Genomic DNA, 18,722 nt, shown 5'->3' with positions numbered 1-18,722 from the left:
ATCCGGATAGCGCGACGGCGCGCTGTCCGCAGATCAAGCTCCAACAACAGACCCTGAGCCCGCGAATGGACGACCTGAAATCGATCATCGGAAAAGTCGCCACCGGCGCCACGCTGACGCGTGAAGAAGCGGCCTCCGCCTTCGACAGCATGATGTCGGGCGAGGCCACGCCCTCGCAGATGGGCGGGCTGTTGATGGCGCTGCGGGTGCGCGGCGAGACCGTCGAGGAGATCACTGGCGCCGTCACCGCGATGCGCGGCAAGATGCTGCCGGTGAAAGCGCCGGCCGAGGCCGTCGATATCGTCGGCACCGGCGGCGACGGCTCCGGATCGGTCAACGTCTCGACCTGCGCGGCCTTCATCGTGGCCGGCGCCGGCGTGCCCGTCGCCAAGCACGGCAACCGCGCGCTGTCGTCACGCTCGGGCGCCGCCGACGTGCTGGCCTCGCTCGGGGTCAAGCTCGACCTGACGCCGGCCCAGGTCGGACGCTGCGTCGCGGAAGCCGGCATCGGCTTCATGTTCGCGCCCTCGCATCATCCGGCGATGAAGAATGTCGGCCCGACCCGGGTCGAGCTCGCCACCCGCACCATCTTCAACCTGCTCGGGCCGCTGTCGAACCCGGCCGGCGTCAAGCGGCAGATGGTCGGCGTGTTCTCGCGGCAGTGGGTGCAGCCGTTGGCGCAGGTGCTGAAGAATCTCGGCTCGGACAAGGTCTGGGTCGTGCACGGCTCCGATGGCCTCGACGAGATCACCCTCACCGGCCCGACCTTCGTCGCGAGCCTTGAGAACGGCGAGATCGGGACGTTCGAGGTGACGCCCGAGGAGGCAGGCCTTGGCCGCGTCGGCGGCGAGGCGCTGAAGGGCGGCGATGCCGACGCCAACGCGATCGCGCTCTCCAGCGTGCTCCAGGGCAAGCCGAGCGCCTATCGCGACGTCGCCCTGCTCAACGCCGCCGCCGCGCTGATCGTGGCCGGCCGCGCCAAGGACTTGAAGGAAGGGGTTGCGATCGGCGCCCAGTCGCTCGACAGCGGCGCGGCCGCGGCGCGGCTGAAGCATCTGGTTGCGGTTTCGAACGGTTGAGAGTGCAGAGATGTCCGACATCCTGACCAAGATCGAAGCCTACAAGCGCGAGGAGATCGCCGTCGCCAAGCGCGCGCGTCCGCTCGCCGATATCGAGGCGCAGGCGAAATCGGCCGCGGCACCGCGCGGCTTCGTCCGCGCCCTCACGGACAAGCACGGACGCGGCGACTACGCGCTGATCGCGGAAGTGAAGAAGGCCTCGCCCTCGAAGGGGCTGATCCGGACCGACTTCGATCCGCCGGCGCTCGCAAAGGCCTACGAGGTCGGCGGCGCTGCCTGCCTGTCGGTCTTGACCGATGCGCCCTCGTTCCAGGGCCATCTCGACTTCATGGTCGCGGCGCGTGCGGCGACCAACCTGCCGGTGCTGCGCAAGGATTTCATGTTCGACACCTATCAGGTGGCGGAAGCGCGCGCCCATGGCGCCGACTGCATCCTGATCATCATGGCCGCGCTCGACGACGTGGCGGCCAAGGAGATCGAGGATGCCGCCCTCGGCTACGGCATGGACGTGCTGATCGAGATCCACGACCGCGTCGAACTCGACCGTGCGCTGAAACTTCGCTCGCCGATGATCGGCGTCAACAACCGCAATCTGCGCACCTTCGAGACCACGCTCGCGACCAGCGAGACGCTGGCGCCGCTGATCCCGCACGATCGCCTGATGGTCGGCGAGAGCGGCATCTTCACGCCTGAGGATCTCGCCCGCCTCGAGCGCGTCGGGATGTCAACCTTCCTGGTCGGCGAGAGCCTGATGCGCCAGCAGGACGTCACTGCGGCCACCCGCGCGTTGCTGACGCGGCAGGCCGCCCCGCGCGCCACCGCAACGCGCTGACGCGATGGCGCGGAAGTCCAAAGCAAAAGCCCAGGCCGAGCCGTCAGGCTCCGGCACGGCCCTCACCCATATCGATGCCAAGGGCGAGGCGCGCATGGTCGACGTCTCGGCGAAGCCCGCGACCGAACGGACCGCGGTCGCCGAAGGCCGCGTTCTGATGAGCAAGGCGACGCTGGCGCTGATCGAATCCGGCCAGGCCAAGAAGGGCGACGTGCTGGCCACCGCGCGGATCGCCGGCATCATGGCGGCCAAGCGGACCTCGGAATTGATTCCGCTCTGCCATCCGCTGGCGCTGACCAAGGTCACGATCGACATCGCAACCGACCGCAAGCTGCCCGGCTGCATCGTCCGCGCCAGCGTCAAGGTGACCGGGCCGACCGGCGTCGAGATGGAGGCGCTGACCGCGGTGTCCGTCGCCTGCCTCACGATCTACGACATGATCAAGGCGGTCGAGCGCGGCGTGCGCATCGAGGGCATTCACCTGATCGAGAAGATCGGCGGCAAGTCCGGGCACTATCGCGCCGGCGCGTGATCGCCGGTTCTCCAGCTACTTCAATGAGCCGCTGATCGAACTGAAGGTGCCCGAGAGCTTGGTGCCGACACCCTTCACCGCAGCGATGATGGCGATGGCGATGCCGGTCGCGATCAGCCCGTATTCGATCGCGGTGGCTCCGGTCTCGTCGGCGCAAAAATTCCGCAGGAGTTTCTTCATGGCCCTCTCACGCACTGCACTGAGCGCGACGACACGCAAGCAACGTGCCGACGATGACATCGAGCAGCGTCATGGACTTAGATCGTAAACGGACTCTTGCGGCGATCACGCACACGGCAAAGGATTCCGTCGCATCGGATCGCGACCGGCAGAATTTGCAGTTTCGTTCGTGAAACTTTTTGTCCCGATTTCAGTCACCCCCGAAACGGCGCGCCGACCCCGTAAAGCTTCATGCACGGCAATTTCCACATCTCGTCGGTCGGATGGAAATCAGTTGCGTTAACGCCGTAAGCCGTGCTGCCCACTCGCGCAGGCAACTATTCGTTAACCAACCTCGCTAACCGGCGCTCCATTTCGTTTGGCTACGACTTTCGCGGGCCGGAGGTGCACGAAACCTACTTCCGGGTGAAACGCCTGGAAACGATAGCGACAGATGAATCAAAACGGCAGCGCCTCGTTCAACATCGCCTCGGTGATCGGTAGCGGCCCGATCCGCTGGCTGATCCTCGGCGGCGCCGTGCTGATGGCCGCGATCGCGATCGGCGCCACCTTGATGGCCGGGAATTTTCGCGAGCGCGCCCTGAACAACAGCGAGCGCGAGCTCGAGAACACCGTGCTGCTGCTGGCGCGGCATTTCGACCAGCAGCTCGACGATCTCGAAGTGGTGCAGCGCGACCTGATCGCGTTCATGCGCGACAACGGGATCGCGACGGCTGAGAATTACAGGCGCCGGATGTCGTCCGCCGACATCCATGCGATGCTGAAGTCCAAGATGGACGCGCTGTCCAATGTCGGCAGCCTCAACGTGTTCGACGCCGACGGCGCGCTGATCAACAGCTCGGGCGCCCTGCCGCTGCCGCAGGCTTCGATCGCCGATCGCGACTATTTCAACATCTTCAAATCCAGCCCCTACTCGCCGGACATGATGGTCGCGCCGGTGGTCAGCCGCGTCAGCGGAAACTGGACCACCGCCATCGTCCGCAAGGTGACCGGCCCGCACGGCGAATTCCTCGGCGTGGTCGGCCGCGGCATCGAGCCGGCGACGTTCGAGAAATTCTTCTCTACCGTTGTGCTCGGCGAAGGCGCCGCGATCTCGATGCACCATCGCGACGGCACGCTGCTGGCGCGCTATCCCCATGTCGAGGAAATGATCGGGAAGAATTTCCGCAACGGTCCCGCCAACCAACAGCAGGTGTTCGAGCTGCCGCAGAGCACCACAAGGATGGCGAGCCCGGTCGACGGCAAGGACCGCCTGCTGTCGTCGCGGGCGCTGACCAAATTCCCGATCGTCGTGGTCGCCACGACCACCACGGAGGCGGCGCTCGCCAACTGGCGCGAGCAGATCGGCATGCTGATCGCGGTCGCCGCGGCATCCGTTCTGGCGATCGCGATCCTGCTGACGCTGGTGGTGCGCAAGCTGATCCAGCAGCATCGCGCCCAGCAGCAGCGCCTGACGCTGGAGAAGCTGCGGCTCGACACCGCCGTCAACAACATGACGCAGGGGCTGTTGCTGTTCGATGCCACGCAGCGGCTGGTGATCTGCAACAAGCGCTACATCGAGATGTACGGACTGTCGGCCGACGTCATCAAGCCCGGCTGCAGCTTCCGCGACGTCATCGTGCATCGCCATTTGACCGGCTCGTTCCAGGGCGACGTCGAGCGCTACGTCAACCTCGTGCTGCGCGACGTCGGCGTCCGCAACACGATGGTGATCGCGACGCCCGACGGCCGCTCGATCCAGGTCGTCAACGAGCCGCTGGCCGACGGCGGCTGGCTTGCGACCCACGAGGACGTCACCGAGCGCCGCCGTGCCGAGGAACGCATTACGCATCTGGCCCATTACGACGCGCTCACCGACCTGCCGAACCGGGCGCTGTTCCACGAAGAGATCAAGCGCGAACTGGCCCATGTCACCCCGGACAGCCAGCTCGCGGTGCTCTATATCGACATCGATGAATTCAAGGGCGTCAACGACTCGCTCGGCCACATGGTCGGCGACGAACTGCTCAAGTCGGTTGCACGGACGCTGAGCGGCGTGATCGGCGACGGCGACTTCGTGGCGCGGCTCGGCGGCGACGAATTCGCGATCGTGCAGACCGGCGTGACGAGCGAGTTCGAGGTCACCGACCTGGTCGCGCGCATCTACGAGGTGATCCGCTCGCCCTATCAATGCCTCGGCCACCAGGTCACGACCGACGCCAGCATCGGCATCGCGCTGGCGCCAAGGGACGGCACCGATCTGGACCAGATCATGAAGAACGCCGACCTGGCGATGTATGCGGCGAAGTCGGCCGGTCGGCGCGTCGCGCGCTTCTTCGAGCCGGCGATGGACGCCGATGCCCGCGCCCGCCGCGAGCTCGAGATGGAGTTGCGGCAGACCATCGCGGCCGGCAGCGGCCTCGAAGTGTATTACCAGCCCTGCGTCGACCTGCGCAGCAACGAGATCACCGGCTGCGAGGCGCTGGTGCGCTGGCGGCATCCGGTGCGCGGCATGATCTCGCCGGCCGAGTTCGTGCCGATCGCCGAGGAGACCGGCCTGATCAACCAGCTCGGCGAATGGGTGCTGATGACGGCCTGCAAGGAAGCCGTGAACTGGCCCGACCAGATCAGGCTCGCCGTCAACGTCTCGCCGATCCAGTTCCGCAGCGGCACGCTGGCACTCAAGGTGATCGCGGCGCTCGCGGCGTCGGGGCTGTCAGCCGGCCGATTGGAGCTCGAGATCACCGAGGCGGTGCTGATCCGCGACGACGAGACGGCGCTTGCCGCAATGCACCAGCTCCGCGCCATCGGCATCCGGATCGCGCTCGACGATTTCGGCACCGGCTATTCGTCGCTGAGCTATCTGAAGCGCTTCCCGTTCGACAAGATCAAGATCGATCGCTGCTTCGTCACCGACATCGCCGATCCGCAAGGCTCAGCCGGCATCGTCGAGGCTGTCGTCAACATCGCGGCCGAGCGCAGCATGACCACGACGGCGGAAGGCGTCGAGACCGCGCAGCAGCAGCAATTGCTGCGCGAGCTCGGCTGTTCGGAGATGCAGGGCTATCTGTTCAGTGCGCCGAAGCCGGCCGCGCAGATCCGCGAGCTGCTGGCCGGACACCGCCAAGGCCCCGCCGCCGGCGCGGCCGCGACGCGCCGGCGAAAACCTGTCGCCGGCGCGGCGTAGTGGCTAGTTCGGCACCGGCCGCTTCTGCGCGGTCTTGGTGTCGGCATTCTTGGCATCGGCGTTGACGGTGACGCCGCGCAGCTGGTTGAAGGCTGCGGCCAGCGCCTTGTCGTTCTTCTCATCCGGCGGAACGTAGGACTGCGAGCCGGTCTGCTCGGCGCCCTCGGCCGAGAGATGGCCGCGCATCGACGCCTCACCCTTGATTTCCGAGCGGGTCTTGAACTCGTCCGGCACGTCCTGCAGCACCTCGATGTCGGGCTTGATGCCAAGCGCCTGGATCGAATGGCCTGATGGCGTGAAATAGCGCGCGGTGGTCAGCGCCAATGCGCCATTGCCGGCGCCGAGCGGAATGATGGTCTGCACCGAGCCCTTGCCGAACGAGCGGGTGCCGATCAGGGTCGCGCGCTTGTGGTCGTGCAGCGCGCCGGCCACGATCTCCGAGGCCGAGGCCGAGCCACCATTGATCAGCACGACGAGCGGCTTGCCCTTGGTCATGTCACCGCCATGGGCGGTGAAGCGCTGGGTCTCTTCCGGATTGCGGCCGCGGGTCGAGACCACCTCGCCGCGCTGCATCAAGGTCGAAGTCACCGACACCGCCTGGTCGAGCAGGCCGCCGGGATTGTTGCGGAGGTCGACGACATAGCCGGCGAGCTTGTCCTGCGGGACCTCCTTCTGGATCTCGCCGATCGCCTTGCGCAAGCCATCGGTGGTCTGCTCGTTGAACGATGTGATTCTGACATAGCCGATGTCGCCGCCCTCGACGTGATACTTCACCGGGCGGACGCGGATGATCTCGCGGGTGATCGAGAGCTCGATCGGCTTGTCGGCGTCCTTGCGGACGATCTTCAGCCGGATCGAGCTGTTGGGCGCGCCCTTCATCTTGTTGACGGCCTGGTCGAGCGTGAGGCCCTGGATCTGCTCATCGTCGATCGAGGTGATCACGTCGCCCGACATGATGCCGGCGCGCGAGGCCGGCGTGTCGTCGATCGGGGCCACCACCTTGACGAAGCCGTCTTCCATCGTGACCTCGATGCCGAGTCCGCCGAACTCGCCATGCGTGGTCTCCTGCATCTCCGCCCAGCCCTTCTCGTTCATGTAGCGGGAGTGCGGATCGAGCGAGGAGATCATGCCGTTGATTGCGCCCTCGACCAGCTTGGAGTCCTCGGGCTTCTCGACATAGTCGGTCTTGATCTTCTCGAACACCTCGCCGAACAGATTGAGCTGCGAATAGGTGTTGTCGGAATGCGCGGCGGCATTGGCGACGGCGAACAGATGCGCCCCCTGCGGCGAGGCCACGAGCAGGGTGAGACACGCTCCCGCAACCGTCCCGAGGAAGAAGCCAAAATGTTTGCGCATTATCCGTGATCCCTTCGCTAGCGGCCGGCAACGTTTCGCAACATACGGCCCACCTCACCCCGACGCGGAGCACCACACAACGGCTTTTTGGTCGGATCAAGGCCGCCTCGTCACCGGACCATTACGGTCCTGTCACGATGCCCTGGTCAGCGCCAAATCAACAACTTAGTCAGCACCAAATCAGTCTCAAGTCAGCTCCCGGTCGGCCTCCGGCCCAGCCTCCTGCAACCCGGCCTGCCAGGTCGACGGCCGGGTCCCGAATCCGCGCTTGGCCCGCGTGCCCAGCCAATAGCCAAACTGCGCAGGAACATTGCGAAATGGCCCCTCAACCCCGAGTTTCAACGCCGCATCCATCGGCCAATTGGGGTTATTGAGGATTTCCCGGCCGACCGCGATCAAATCTGCTTGTTTATCCCGCAGGATCTGCTCGGCCTGGTCACCATGGATGATCAAGCCGACCGCCATGGTCATGATATCGGCGTGGGCGCGGACATATTCCGCCAGCGGCACCTGATAATTGTATTTGATCTCCTTGCCGAGAATCGGCGCCACCTCGCTGATTCCGCCCGACGAGCAGTCGATCACGTCGACGCCTTTGGCCTTCAGGATGGTCGCCAGCCGCGCGCTCTGCGCCGGACCCCAGCCGGCATTGTCCTCGACCGACAGCCGCACGAACAGCGGCTTGTGATCCGGCCAGTGCGCGCGCACGGCCTCGGTCACCTCGATCAGGAAGCGCATCCGGTTGGCTTCCGAGCCGCCATACTCGTCGCCGCGCTGGTTGGAGCGCTCCGAGAGAAATTCATGCACGAGATAGCCGTGGGCGCCGTGCAACTCGAGCACGTCGAAGCCGGCCTCGTGCGCGCGCCGTGCCGCCTGCCCCCAGGCCGCAACCAGATCCCTCACCTCCTGCGTCCCGAGCGCCCGCGGCACCGGCCAGCGCTCGCTATGGGCGATCGCGCTCGGCGCCACCGGCGTCCAGGCATCCCAATCCTCGATCTCGGCGCTGCGTTCGAGCGGACGATCGCCCTCCCAGGGGCGGCTTGCACGCGCCTTGCGGCCGGAATGGCCGAGCTGGATGCCGGCGACCGCGTTCTGCTGCTTGATGAAGCCGGCGAGACGGCTGAGCGGCGCGATGAACTTGTCGTCCCAGATGCCGAGATCGCCGATCGTTCCGCAGCCGCGGCGCTCGACCTTGGTCGATTCGACGATCACGAGGCCGGCGCCGCCGGCGGCGAACTTGCCGGCATTCATCAGATGCCAATCGGTCGGAAAGCCCTTCTCGGCGGAATACTGGTGCATCGGCGGCACCACGATCCGGTTCTTCAGCGTGACGCCGCGGATGGTCATCGGCGAAAACAGCAGCTTCTCGGACATCGCTTCCTCATGTGGCGTCGTGAGCCGGCGCGCGCCGGACTGAACCTGGCAGGCTCTGTGCTCATCGCCGACGATATACGCACCGCGTGATGACCGATAGCCCATGCGAGGCGCGACAAGCGATGCGGCAGCGGTATCGGCAAATAAGCGCGCGCGTCGGCTGACCCCCTATCGCGCGAGTTTCCGGTTCGCCGACATGTCCGTCGGGCAGTTCGCCCCGCACGCACTCGCCTTCCTCTGATCGCCAACACGCCACACCAGCAGCGCGACCAGGACAATGATGGTGACGGTGAGCTTGGCCAACGTGTCGTGATTCAATGTCAGCTCCGAACAACAATCAGCATGAGAAAAAATTGGTTGCAAAATTGACAACAGAATGCGGTCCGAGCGCCATCTCCGCGACCTGCGCGAGGTTCGACCCGGTCGACGTCATCATGGAACGGCCGCCGCGCGGCCCGCAACCTTTTCGGTCCGAATGCCAGCACGGCGCAGCCGGCCGTGGCCCCCTGGAACTTTTTCAGCTGTGCGCCGTTCGGTGGCAGTTCTTTGATCGTTGCCGCAGAGGCACGCGCCACGTCCTGCGGCTGCGGCGCTCACGCCGAGGCCACAAATATCTGGAGCTTCACGCGATCTGGATTCTTGAGTCGACGGGATGGCACCTCTCCGGGAGCCGCCCGGCACCATCTAGCCCAATTTGGCTACGTTCCAGCGACGACCATTACAGCCGCGCGAGTCGCGCCGCCCCGGCCGCGATGGCATCGTTGAAGCTCGTATCCCAGAACTTTCCGACGTCGGCGCGCGCGTCGAGCACGCCGAGCTTGAGGAAGGTGTCGGCGACCTTCTGGTGGGTGTCCGGCACGTCAGGCGTCACGCCGGCGAGCGAGAAGTCGTCGCTGCGGCGGGCGAACTGGTCGAGAATGTCCTGCAACGGCAGATGCGTCTCGGCCACCTGCGCCGCGGCGTAGACCGGAAAGTTCTTGTTGGCGAACGCATAGGCGCGCTGGATACGCAGCAAGAAATCGGTCAACGCCGCGTGAAGCAGCGGATCGTCGACCGCCCTGGGGTTGGCATAGATCGGGAAATTCCCCGAGAGATAGCCGACGCCGGTCTTGAGCAGGCGCGCGCCCTGCTTCGCGATGGCGAGCTGCCCGTTGTAGCCGTAGATCGCCCAGGCATCGAGCTTGCCGGAGGCGAACGCCGTGTAACCGTCCGACGGCGTCAGATTGATGGCCTCGATATCGCTGAACGCAAGGCCTGCTTCCTCGAGCTGCTTGGCGAGGAAATAATGTGCCGTCGTCGCGCGCACATAGCCGACGCGCTTTCCCTTGAGGTCGGCGATCGAACGGATCGGCGCATCCTTCGCCGCCACCGTGACCTGGATATTGAGATCCTCGTGAGTGACAGCGATGAAACGCACCTTGGCATTCTGGCGCGCGGCGAACATCGCCGGAATCTCGCTGCCCGAACCGACGTCGAGCGCATCGCCGTTCAACGCCTCGATATGGAGCACACCGTTGTTGAGCTCCTTCCATTCGATCTTGTACGGCGTCTTGTCCTCGCCGGCGGCCTGCAGCAGCGGCCGCCAGCCGCCCTTGTAATAGGCGACGCGGAGCGTGACGCCGCCGAGATCGGCGCCCGCACCCGCCCCGGTTTCCGCGCGAACACCACCCGCGAGCAGACTTCCGGCGAGCGCGCCGAGCGCAGAACGTCGCGAGAGAGAAAACGGCCTGGTCACCGGCTTTGCTCCTGATCAGCAGTTACAAGCCCGCAACCTTAGGAGAAAAACCGCCGATGTATATGAGACGCTATTTCATTTTTGGCACCGGACGCGAAAAGCCGTTCCACAGATCGGTGGCTTGGCGCGACGATCCGTATTCCGGTCGCGTCACTGGCCAAGCGTAGAACCAGGCTGCACCGCGTCGCATCGAGCGAAACGAAACCCATCACTCATCCGCGGCAAGAATGATGGGTATCGCTTCGCTCCACCCATCCTACTCCCTGCTACTTCGTAACCTCGTACACATCAGGATCGTAGCTCGAGCTCGGATTCTTGAACGCATTGCGCAGCGCAGGCGACATCGGCACGTTGTAGTTGATCCCCTTCGGCGGGGTCGGCGCTTCCAGCCACTTCCTGTACATCACCTCGATCTCCGGGCTCTTGTAGAGCTCCGCGGTGGCGCGGTCGGCGAGCGCTTTGAACGGCGCGTCCTCCCGGCGCAGCATGACGCCGAACGGCTCCGCCTTCGAGAAGGCCTCCTCGCTGATCATGTAGAGCGCCGGCTCCTTCGATCGCGCGATCGCGACCGCGAGTTGGACGTCGTCGAGCGCATAGGCCTGGGCGCGATCGGTCTCCAGCATCAGGAACGCCTCGGCCTGGTCCTTGGCCGGCAGGACGTTGATGCCGAGCTTGCGGTCAGCATTGACCTTGACGAGCTGCGCCAAGTTGACCGAGCCGGCAACGGCGGTGACCGACTTCCCCTTGAGGTCGTCGATCGTGTTGATGCCGAGGGATTTCTTGGCGGCAAAGCGCGTCGCGCTCAGGAAGTGCGTGTTGGTGAAGGTCACCTGCTTCTGGCGATCCGCACTGTTGGTAGTCGCCGAGCAGTGCAGATCGATCGTGCCGTTGACCATCAGGGGGATGCGGTTCGACGAGGTGACGGGAAGGTAGTCGACCGCGATATCCGGCATGCCGAGGTCCTTCTTCACAGCATCGACGATCCGAAGGCAGATATCGAGCGCAAAGCCGATCGGCCGCGCATTGTCGTCGAGATAGCTGAAGGGAACGGACGCTTCCTGAAAGCCGAGCGTGACCTTCCTGGTCTCCTTGATCTTCAGCAGCGTGCCCGACAGCTCCTCGGCCGCCACGGGGTTCGCGGCGAGCGTGAGAACGAAAAGGATGGTGGGGAAGCGCATCGGCGGCTCCTGTGCGGTGATCAGATGGCCGTGATAGCCCACACACGGGTGCGGCGATAGACGACGACGCTCTAACAGCTATCGCGCTTTGCGAAGGTTCATGGCGACGCCAGGGCATCAAGAAAGGGCCCCAGCGAGGGGGGTCGCCGAGGCCAGAGCAACTCAGTCGCGCCATCCTAGACCGTATAGAAACGCTTTGCTCTGCACCTTCGGATGACCGGAATCGTACGGGGCCAAAGCAGTGAACCCTGTTCCTTTCTCATGCGTATCCGTACGGTCAGGATTTTGTCATCCCTCCTGGGGCTAGAACCAGCGCCGCCCGTCATATTTCAATGCGGGCGGCGTTGCGCGTTGCCGGCCCGGATCAGCAGGTGACGGCGCCGAGACAGACCGGGCAACATAGTCGGTGTCATCCCAAGTGCCGTGCTGTCCAACGTCGCATGCCTGCAGCACAAATCGGGGACATTGCCGCCCGCCCGCAATTCTCGTACACGGTTTCACGCAATGACCTCGCAACTCTCTCCCGATTCCATCGACGTGCTGCTGTTCGATATCGGCCGCGTCGTGCTCGACATCGACTTTGACAAGGTGATGGCGTGCTGGGCGCAGCATGCCGGCTGCGCACCGGCCGAACTCGCCAGCCGCTTCGTCGTCGACGACAGCTTCAGGCATCACGAGATCGGCCGGATCGACGACGCCGCATTCTTCGCAAACCTGCGCCGGACGCTCGGTATCGACATCACCGACGCCCAGTTCCTCGAAGGCTGGAACACGATCTTCACCGGCGAGATGCCGGGCATCGCTCCCCTGCTCGCGGCCGCCGCCAAGCGAATGCCGCTCTATGCCTTCTCCAACACCAATCCGGCTCATGTCGCGCATTTCTCGGTCATCCATGCCGAGCTGCTCAGCCATTTCCGAACGGTCTTCCTGTCGTCGAGCATCGGCTTCCGCAAACCCGACGCCGAGGCCTACGATCATGTGGTAAAAGCCATCGGGGTGCCGGCGTCGCGGATCCTGTTCTTCGACGACCTGGCCGCCAATATCGAGGGTGCGCGGGCGCGCGGCCTCCGTGCCATCCACGTGACATCGACGGATGACGTGGCCGGGGCACTCACCGCACTTGGGATTTGAGGCGCTTGGGATTTGAGGCGCTTGGGATTTGAGGCGCTTGGGATTCGAAGCGCTTGGGATTCGAAGCGCTTGGGATTTGAACCTTGGGAATGAAGGAGTTCCGAGCATGGCCCTGATGCCGGTTGCCGATGCCCTATCTGCCGTCCTCGCCGGCGCCGAGCCGCTGCCGCAGGAGATGGTCGCGCTCGATGCCGCCTATCACCGCACCCTGGCGCGCGACCTCGCCGCGCTGCGCACCCAGCCGCCGCTGCCGATGTCGGCGATGGACGGCTACGCCGTCCGTGCAGCCGATGCGGCCAGTCTCTCGGCCCGGCTCAAGGTGATCGGCGAAGTTGCGGCCGGCCGGCCGTTCGAGCGGACGGTCGGAGCCGGCGAAGCGGTGCGGATCTTTACCGGCGGCGTCATCCCCGACGGCGCCGACGCCGTGATCATCCAGGAGGACACAAGGGTCGACGGCGACCACATCGCGATAACAGAGGCGGCTGCCACCGGACGGCACATCCGTGCCGCGGGCGTCGACTTCCGCGAGGGCGACGTGCTGCTCACCGCCGGCAGCCGGCTGTCGGATCGCGCCCTGTCGCTCGCCGCGGCCATGAACTATCCGGAGCTCGCGGTCCACCGCCGCCCGAAGGTCGCGGTGCTGGCAACCGGCGACGAACTGGTGATGCCGGGCTCGAAGCCCGGTCCGGGCCAGATCGTCTACTCCAACGGCTATGCGCTGCGGGCGCTGGCGCGCGCCGAAGGCGCCGAGACCGTCGACCTCGGGGTTGCCGCCGACACGTTGGAGGCGACCACGGCCGGCATCCGCCGGGCGCGCGAGACTGAAGCCGACATCCTGATTACGACCGGCGGCGCCTCGGTCGGCGACCACGACCTGGTCAAGCAGTCGCTGGAGGCCGAGGGCGTCAGGATGGCGTTCTGGCGGATCGCGATGCGGCCCGGCAAGCCGATGATGCATGGCCGGTTAGGCGCGATGCGGGTGATCGGCCTGCCCGGCAATCCGGTGTCATCCTATGTCTGCGCCTTCCTGTTCCTGGTGCCGTTGATTCGGGCGCTGAGCGGCCGGAAAACGATTCATCATGTCCGCACCACCGCCCTGCTCGGCCGCGACCTCGCCGCCAATGATCAGCGCGAGGACTATCTGCGCGCACGTCTCGAGGAGAACGATGACGGCACGCTGATCGCAACGCCTGTCATGCAGCAGGACTCGTCGCTGCTCGGGAATCTTGCTGCGGCGCGGGCACTTCTCGTGCGTCCGCCGTTTGCGCCTGCTGCCATCAAAGGCAGTGAATGCGAGATCCTGACGCTGCCCGAGTGAGGGCTTTCGCGGCCCGCTCGTTGTGCGTTGCCCGATACGTTCACCTGAAATTAAGTGGTTGCGGAACACATATCGAACATATAGTGTCCGTTCATGATTTGTTTCGAGTACTGGTGTCTACAATCGGGAGGCCGCGAGGGAGTGCTTGCAATGAGCACCGTGCTTCGGAGGTCAGGCCCGGCGTGCAGGCCCCACTGAAGAGTCTCGGAATCGAACGACGCTATCAACCGGGGGAATACTCGAGATGCTCACGCGCAAACAGTACGAACTTCTGCGTTTCATCAATGAACGTCTGAAAGAGGCCGGCGTGCCGCCCTCCTTCGACGAGATGAAGGATGCGCTCGACCTGCGCTCGAAGTCCGGTATCCACCGCCTGATCACTGCGCTGGAGGAGCGCGGCTTCATCCGCCGCTTGCCCAACCGCGCCCGCGCCATCGAAGTCATCAAATTGCCCGAGCTGTCGGCCGGCGGCGGCAATGGCCGCCGCGGCTTCACCCCGAGCGTGATCGAAGGCACCCTCGGCAAGCGCACCAGCACGCCGCCGATCGCCGAGGACGACGGCAACCGGCCGGTCGCCGTGCCCGTGATGGGCCGGATCGCCGCCGGTACGCCGATCGAGGCGCTGCAGACCCGTAGCCACACCATCAGCGTGCCGCCCGACATGCTCGGCGCCGGCGAACACTATGCGCTGGAAGTGCGCGGCGATTCGATGGTCGATGCCGGTATCCTCGACGGCGACATGGCGCTGATCCAGCGCAACGACGTCGCCAACACCGGCGATATCGTGGTGGCGCTGATCGACGAGGAGGAAGCCACCCTGAAGCGCTTCCGCCGCCGCGGAGCGTCGATCGCGCTGGAGCCGGCCAACACGGCCTATGAAGTGCGCATCCTGCCGCCGAACCGGGTCCGCATCCAGGGCAAGCTGATCGGCCTCTACCGCAAGTACTGAATGCAAATACTTGCGGCGGCGAGGAACGAGCGGCACATCGGACCGTTCCTTGAAAGATAGCGTCACGCGCGGCTTCTCGTGCAGGCTGGCTGATGCGCTCCGATACCTCTCACGCAGCGTCGCGTGTTTGTGATCGGCGCGTTCGCGGAGCAGTCGTACAATCGCCCAGAAACGAGCAGACACTCGTTCGCTATCGTCCACTCTGGTAGAGGCCCTATGCCTCATGGAGAGGCACGGGTCGCTACCTCAATGAGGAGCCATCCGATGTGTGACTACAGTCTGCACGCCGTGGCATCGCGCCCCGCCATTGTCGGAGAGACGCTGATCACGACGACTTTCCGCGGCACCTCGACCCGCGGCTTTGCTTCGGAGAACGATCCCACTGTCGCGGTCTGCATGCTGCCGGGCACCGAGCTCGCTTTCGCCGAGAACGTTCGCTACGACAGCCGCTGGATCTGGACCAAGACGATGAACTTCCGCGTCGGCGTGTTCAACGAAGTCGAGCCCGACGTGCCGGATCGCCATCACGACGCGGTCGAATTCCCCGACGGCAGCCACGTGCTGGTGACTCAGCTTGTCGAGGGACAGCGCGTCAGTGTGCTACAATTGCCGGCATTGCATCCGCAGATCGAACAGAAGCCGAAGGTTGTGGAGCGGCGGCCCTCCGCATTCGCGTCGCTGTTTTTGGGTTGAACGCATCGTCGCCGCGGAAGGATCCATTCGGCGGCAGATGACCTAAGCGATTTCGAGCGCCCCCGGACGTCGGGTTCCGGGGCGCGTAGGGCGATTTGTGTCGACGGACGGCATTTGCGTCGGCGGACGGGTTGGCGCATCATCGTGCACGGAGGACGTGCGCGGTGGTCGATAAGGTCACTTGGCAAAAGGCTGGACGCGTCACGGAACCGGGCCGCTACATGTTCCGGTTCGGTTGGCTGACGGTCACGGCTGACGACCTGAAGGTCTGGGAGCAGTTTCCCGAGGCGGTGTTTACCCTCGTCAAGAAGCCCGATGGCGGCCCCGACTCCGACGAGTACCACCTCGGCCTGTTCGAGCTGCCCTCCGGCACGTCGCCCGGTCCGGGCTAATCCTCGCCCTGCACGTCCACCTCGGACGGCGTCGCGTCGACGGCCGGCCGTGGCGCCGCAGCGGGCACGCGCAATATGGGCTCGCTTTCACCGTCGCCGGGAACCGCCGGCGACCACGGCCGGTCGATCCCGCCCGGCCTGACCGCCTCGATGGCGTAGCCGTCCCTGATCCGCCGCAGCATCAGGGCGCCGTGACGCCGCAGCCGCTCGGTGTCGATCACGGAAGCGGAGCAGTCCCGCGGGGCCGGCCGCGTGGCCACGATCAGCGCGGCACGCTCGCAATCGTCGGCCAATGCCTCCGGCCGGGTCGCCAGCGCGACGAAGGCACCGCCGGTCCCTTGCGTCACGCAGCCGCTGGGATCGCAGGAGACGCCCTCGCCGAGCGACGGATCGGTGGCGGCCCTCGCATCGGCATCCGCCGCCAGCCACTCCTTCACGAGGAAAGCGTCCTTGGCGCTGTGCATCAGATGCAGCCGCCCGTCGCCGCCCCGCACCGCGACGTTGCGGCCATCGGCGGAAACCAGCACGTCCGGCTGCGGCACCCGCACCGCCCAGACCGACGCCACCACCAGCAACACCGCGCCGGACCAACGCAGTGGCGTGCGCAGCAGCCCGAGCAGGATCAGACCGGCGCTCGCCGCGATCATCGGCCCGACGCCGAAAGCCGCCATCCGGCCGACGGCGCCTGGGAGCGCCGCGACCCATTGCGTCACCAGGATCATCCAGTCGATGCCGAACCCCATGATCGCCCAGAATACGCCGTCGAAGCCGAACGGCATCGCGAGGAGCCCGAGCAGACCCGCCGGCATCACGACGGCCGACACCACCGGCATCGCCGCAAGGTTCGCGAGCAGACCGTAGGGCGTGACGCGATGGAAGTGGAACGCGGCGTAGGGCGTCGTCGCGAGCCCCGCCACCAGCGAGGCCAGCGTGAGCACCATGAGCTCACGCCCGCCCCACAGCGCAAGGCGCGCGGTGACCGAATGGTCGGGCGATGCCAAGAGGTTCGGCAGCCCGATCTGCACCAGCGCCACCAGCCCCAGCGTCGCGGCAAACGACATCTGGAAGCTCGGATGCACCAGCGCCTCCGGCGCGATCGCGAGCACGATCAGCGCCGCCACCGCCAGCGTTCGGAAGGTGATGGCGCGGCGGTCGACGATCACCGCGATCAGCACCACGGCCGTCATGAAGAACGACCGCTGGGTCGCGACCTCCGCGCCCGACAGCAGCAGATAGAACGCCGCGGCAACGAGCGCGGCCGCCGCCGCCCACTTCTTGATCGGATGTCCCGCCGTCAGCGCCGGAAACAGCGCCAGCAACGCGCGGATCGTGAAGAACACGACGCCGGCGACGACAGCCATGTGGTAGCCGGAGATCGACAGCACATGGCCGAGCCCCGAAATGAACATCGCGTCGTTGACCGGCGTCGTGATCGCATCGCGGCGGCCGGTGAGCAGCGCGGTGGCGATCGCACGCTGATCGCCATCGAGCGTAGTGCGGATGCGGGCATCGATGGCGTCACGCAGGCCCTGCATGATCGCAGCATAGCGCAGCGCGAAGCCACCGGCCGCCGGCGGCTCCGAGGTCTTGATCGCGCCCATCACGAAGCCGGAGGCACCGATACCCTGGAAATACAGGTCGCGGCCGAAATCATAGGAACCCGGGCGCTGGGGCCCGAGCGGCGGCATCAGCCGCGCCTTCAATTCGACGAAACTGCCGACCTCGGGCGCGGTGCCTTTCTTCACCGAAAGCCTGACACGCTCCAACTTCGTGTTGTCGCGCGGGCTCTCCATCGAGACCACGCGCAGCACGAAACGGTCGGTCTTCTCGCGGATGTCGCGCGTCTCGACGAAGCCGGTCAGCGCCACCGAGAACATCGGCCGCGCCAGCACGCCATGGGCGATCCGCGCCGTCTTCCATGTCGCGGTCGCAAAGCCTGCCGCGACCGCAGCCAGCATCACGATGGCGGGGAAGATCCTGTGCCGTCGCAGCAGAACGGCTACCAGGCAGAGCGCAATTGCGACGATCACCGAAACCGACAGCACCGGCTCGTGCTCTGCCGCGAAATAGAACGCAATACCGGTCCCGAACGCCACCGGCACCCACGGCAACAAGCGACCGGCGCCGGTCTCCGCCCGCGCCCATTGCCGCAGCGTCTCGACGAAGGGCCGCCAGCTGCTGGCGGACACCGGCAGATAACCGCCGGCCGGGACAGCGGCGCGCGGCGGCCACGTGCCCGCGTAGCCGCGTTTGCCGCCCGGGGTCGTACCCTGCTCCGCCATTCCGCTTGCGATCCCTGCCGGTCGACAGGCTAGCGGATGCCGCAGTCACCCGACTACGGGAACGAAACCGCAACGCGCAACCGAAGGCTGTGAACCGGCACGGACCGCTGGGCTCTGCTGAGCGCCTAGATCAGCGACGCCTGCGACGAGACATGATGGCAGGCGATCTTCCAGTCGCCGTCCTCGCGCGCGATCACCCAGGTGATCTTGACGGCGAGCGACGGCGCATCGCCGTCGAGGAAAAACGAAGCGATCCCCGCCATGTTTACGAGATCGGCGTTCACGCGCTCCGCCGCCACATCGCTGAACTGAACGCGTGGCGCGCTCCAGCGTGGCAAGCCGTCAAAATAAGCTTTGACGCCGTCGCGGCCGCGATAGAGCGTCGGGTTCGAGCCGAAGAAGAACGCGCTCTTCGAATAAAGCGCGGCAAGCGCCTCCGCATCGAGCTTGCCAAAACCCGCCGACCAGTTCGTGATGACGGCGGAGGCGATCTCGTTGGCTTCACTCATCGATCCCCTCCGTCTG

General features: G+C 65.7%; 16 protein-coding genes. 9 read left to right on the top strand and 7 right to left on the bottom strand.

All coding sequences use genetic code 11. From position 1 onward, the window contains the following. Window positions 1-65: 65 nt before the first annotated feature. The 3 genes from trpD to moaC are packed head-to-tail and all read left to right on the top strand — an operon-like array spanning window position 66 to window position 2,443. Window positions 66-1,079, top strand: coding sequence for an anthranilate phosphoribosyltransferase (gene trpD / locus ACTUWL_RS33010; protein WP_021079237.1), 1,014 nt, complete (start codon window positions 66-68; stop codon window positions 1,077-1,079). A gap of 10 nt (window positions 1,080-1,089) precedes the next feature. After that, window positions 1,090-1,911 carry an indole-3-glycerol phosphate synthase TrpC gene (gene trpC / locus ACTUWL_RS33005; RefSeq protein WP_021079236.1) on the top strand — a complete coding sequence of 274 codons (822 nt, stop codon included), beginning with the start codon at window positions 1,090-1,092 and terminating at the stop codon, window positions 1,909-1,911. 4 nt (window positions 1,912-1,915) lie between these two features. Continuing rightward, complete coding sequence (moaC, locus tag ACTUWL_RS33000) at window positions 1,916-2,443, top strand: cyclic pyranopterin monophosphate synthase MoaC (RefSeq protein WP_021079235.1); 528 nt, start codon at window positions 1,916-1,918, stop codon at window positions 2,441-2,443. A gap of 15 nt (window positions 2,444-2,458) precedes the next feature. Here moaC and ACTUWL_RS32995 read toward each other — a convergent pair whose 3' ends face one another. Beyond that, window positions 2,459-2,623, bottom strand: coding sequence for a Flp family type IVb pilin (locus ACTUWL_RS32995; RefSeq protein WP_021079234.1), 165 nt, complete (start codon window positions 2,621-2,623; stop codon window positions 2,459-2,461). A gap of 433 nt (window positions 2,624-3,056) precedes the next feature. Between ACTUWL_RS32995 and ACTUWL_RS32990 the strand changes: the two genes are divergently transcribed. Further along, a complete protein-coding gene (locus ACTUWL_RS32990) occupies window positions 3,057-5,789 on the top strand; it encodes a bifunctional diguanylate cyclase/phosphodiesterase (RefSeq protein WP_021079233.1) in 2,733 nt (910 codons plus the stop codon). Between the two features lie 3 nt (window positions 5,790-5,792). Here the strand turns inward: ACTUWL_RS32990 and ACTUWL_RS32985 are convergent, their stop codons facing one another. The 4 genes from ACTUWL_RS32985 to ACTUWL_RS32970 form a co-directional block, all read right to left on the bottom strand. Continuing rightward, entirely contained in the window at window positions 5,793-7,145 is a 1,353-nt protein-coding gene (locus tag ACTUWL_RS32985) for a S41 family peptidase (protein ID WP_021079232.1), read from the bottom strand. Window positions 7,146-7,331: 186 nt separating this feature from the next. Continuing rightward, window positions 7,332-8,519 (bottom strand): NADH:flavin oxidoreductase/NADH oxidase, encoded by a 1,188-nt coding sequence (locus ACTUWL_RS32980; protein WP_021079231.1) that lies wholly within the window; start codon window positions 8,517-8,519, stop codon window positions 7,332-7,334. A gap of 718 nt (window positions 8,520-9,237) precedes the next feature. After that, the gene (locus ACTUWL_RS32975; protein ID WP_021079229.1) at window positions 9,238-10,254 is read right to left on the bottom strand and encodes an ABC transporter substrate-binding protein; all 1,017 of its coding nucleotides are present in this window, start codon (window positions 10,252-10,254) and stop codon (window positions 9,238-9,240) included. A gap of 266 nt (window positions 10,255-10,520) precedes the next feature. Then, window positions 10,521-11,432 carry an amino acid ABC transporter substrate-binding protein gene (locus tag ACTUWL_RS32970; protein ID WP_021079228.1) on the bottom strand — a complete coding sequence of 304 codons (912 nt, stop codon included), beginning with the start codon at window positions 11,430-11,432 and terminating at the stop codon, window positions 10,521-10,523. Window positions 11,433-11,936: 504 nt separating this feature from the next. Between ACTUWL_RS32970 and ACTUWL_RS32965 the strand changes: the two genes are divergently transcribed. The 5 genes from ACTUWL_RS32965 (at window position 11,937) to ACTUWL_RS32945 (ending at window position 15,915) form a co-directional block, all read left to right on the top strand. After that, window positions 11,937-12,563, top strand: a complete 627-nt coding sequence (locus ACTUWL_RS32965; protein ID WP_021079227.1) for an HAD family hydrolase — start codon at window positions 11,937-11,939, stop codon at window positions 12,561-12,563. 106 nt (window positions 12,564-12,669) lie between these two features. After that, entirely contained in the window at window positions 12,670-13,881 is a 1,212-nt protein-coding gene (locus ACTUWL_RS32960; protein WP_021079226.1) for a molybdopterin molybdotransferase MoeA, read from the top strand. A gap of 244 nt (window positions 13,882-14,125) precedes the next feature. Further along, the gene (lexA, locus tag ACTUWL_RS32955; protein ID WP_021079225.1) at window positions 14,126-14,830 is read left to right on the top strand and encodes a transcriptional repressor LexA; all 705 of its coding nucleotides are present in this window, start codon (window positions 14,126-14,128) and stop codon (window positions 14,828-14,830) included. 264 nt (window positions 14,831-15,094) lie between these two features. Beyond that, window positions 15,095-15,523, top strand: a complete 429-nt coding sequence (locus ACTUWL_RS32950; RefSeq protein WP_021079224.1) for a hypothetical protein — start codon at window positions 15,095-15,097, stop codon at window positions 15,521-15,523. 164 nt (window positions 15,524-15,687) lie between these two features. Further along, on the top strand, window positions 15,688-15,915 hold the full coding sequence (locus ACTUWL_RS32945; RefSeq protein WP_021079223.1) for a hypothetical protein: 228 nt from the start codon (window positions 15,688-15,690) through the stop codon (window positions 15,913-15,915). Here ACTUWL_RS32945 and ACTUWL_RS32940 read toward each other — a convergent pair. After that, on the bottom strand, window positions 15,912-18,197 hold the full coding sequence (locus ACTUWL_RS32940) for a ComEC/Rec2 family competence protein (protein WP_021079222.1): 2,286 nt from the start codon (window positions 18,195-18,197) through the stop codon (window positions 15,912-15,914). The genes ACTUWL_RS32945 and ACTUWL_RS32940 overlap by 4 nt on opposite strands. A gap of 125 nt (window positions 18,198-18,322) precedes the next feature. Beyond that, on the bottom strand, window positions 18,323-18,706 hold the full coding sequence (locus ACTUWL_RS32935; protein WP_021079221.1) for a YybH family protein: 384 nt from the start codon (window positions 18,704-18,706) through the stop codon (window positions 18,323-18,325). Window positions 18,707-18,722: the final 16 nt, after the last annotated feature.

It is taken from the genome of Bradyrhizobium sp. WCU1 (genome assembly GCF_053474805.1).
This window is presented reverse-complemented; position numbering and strand designations above follow the sequence as displayed.

Excerpts from the sequence above, each read along its gene's own strand:
- trpD (WP_021079237.1), top strand. The coding sequence starts at position 66 with ATGGACGACCTGAAATCGATCATCGGAAAAGTCGCCACCGGCGCCACG.
- trpC (WP_021079236.1), top strand. The coding sequence starts at position 1,090 with ATGTCCGACATCCTGACCAAGATCGAAGCCTACAAGCGCGAGGAGATC.
- moaC (WP_021079235.1), top strand. The coding sequence starts at position 1,916 with ATGGCGCGGAAGTCCAAAGCAAAAGCCCAGGCCGAGCCGTCAGGCTCC.
- ACTUWL_RS32995 (WP_021079234.1), bottom strand. The coding sequence starts at position 2,623 with ATGAAGAAACTCCTGCGGAATTTTTGCGCCGACGAGACCGGAGCCACC.
- ACTUWL_RS32990 (WP_021079233.1), top strand. The coding sequence starts at position 3,057 with ATGAATCAAAACGGCAGCGCCTCGTTCAACATCGCCTCGGTGATCGGT.
- ACTUWL_RS32985 (WP_021079232.1), bottom strand. The coding sequence starts at position 7,145 with ATGCGCAAACATTTTGGCTTCTTCCTCGGGACGGTTGCGGGAGCGTGT.
- ACTUWL_RS32980 (WP_021079231.1), bottom strand. The coding sequence starts at position 8,519 with ATGTCCGAGAAGCTGCTGTTTTCGCCGATGACCATCCGCGGCGTCACG.
- ACTUWL_RS32970 (WP_021079228.1), bottom strand. The coding sequence starts at position 11,432 with ATGCGCTTCCCCACCATCCTTTTCGTTCTCACGCTCGCCGCGAACCCC.
- ACTUWL_RS32965 (WP_021079227.1), top strand. The coding sequence starts at position 11,937 with ATGACCTCGCAACTCTCTCCCGATTCCATCGACGTGCTGCTGTTCGAT.
- ACTUWL_RS32960 (WP_021079226.1), top strand. The coding sequence starts at position 12,670 with ATGGCCCTGATGCCGGTTGCCGATGCCCTATCTGCCGTCCTCGCCGGC.
- lexA (WP_021079225.1), top strand. The coding sequence starts at position 14,126 with ATGCTCACGCGCAAACAGTACGAACTTCTGCGTTTCATCAATGAACGT.
- ACTUWL_RS32950 (WP_021079224.1), top strand. The coding sequence starts at position 15,095 with ATGTGTGACTACAGTCTGCACGCCGTGGCATCGCGCCCCGCCATTGTC.
- ACTUWL_RS32940 (WP_021079222.1), bottom strand. The coding sequence starts at position 18,197 with ATGGCGGAGCAGGGTACGACCCCGGGCGGCAAACGCGGCTACGCGGGC.
- ACTUWL_RS32935 (WP_021079221.1), bottom strand. The coding sequence starts at position 18,706 with ATGAGTGAAGCCAACGAGATCGCCTCCGCCGTCATCACGAACTGGTCG.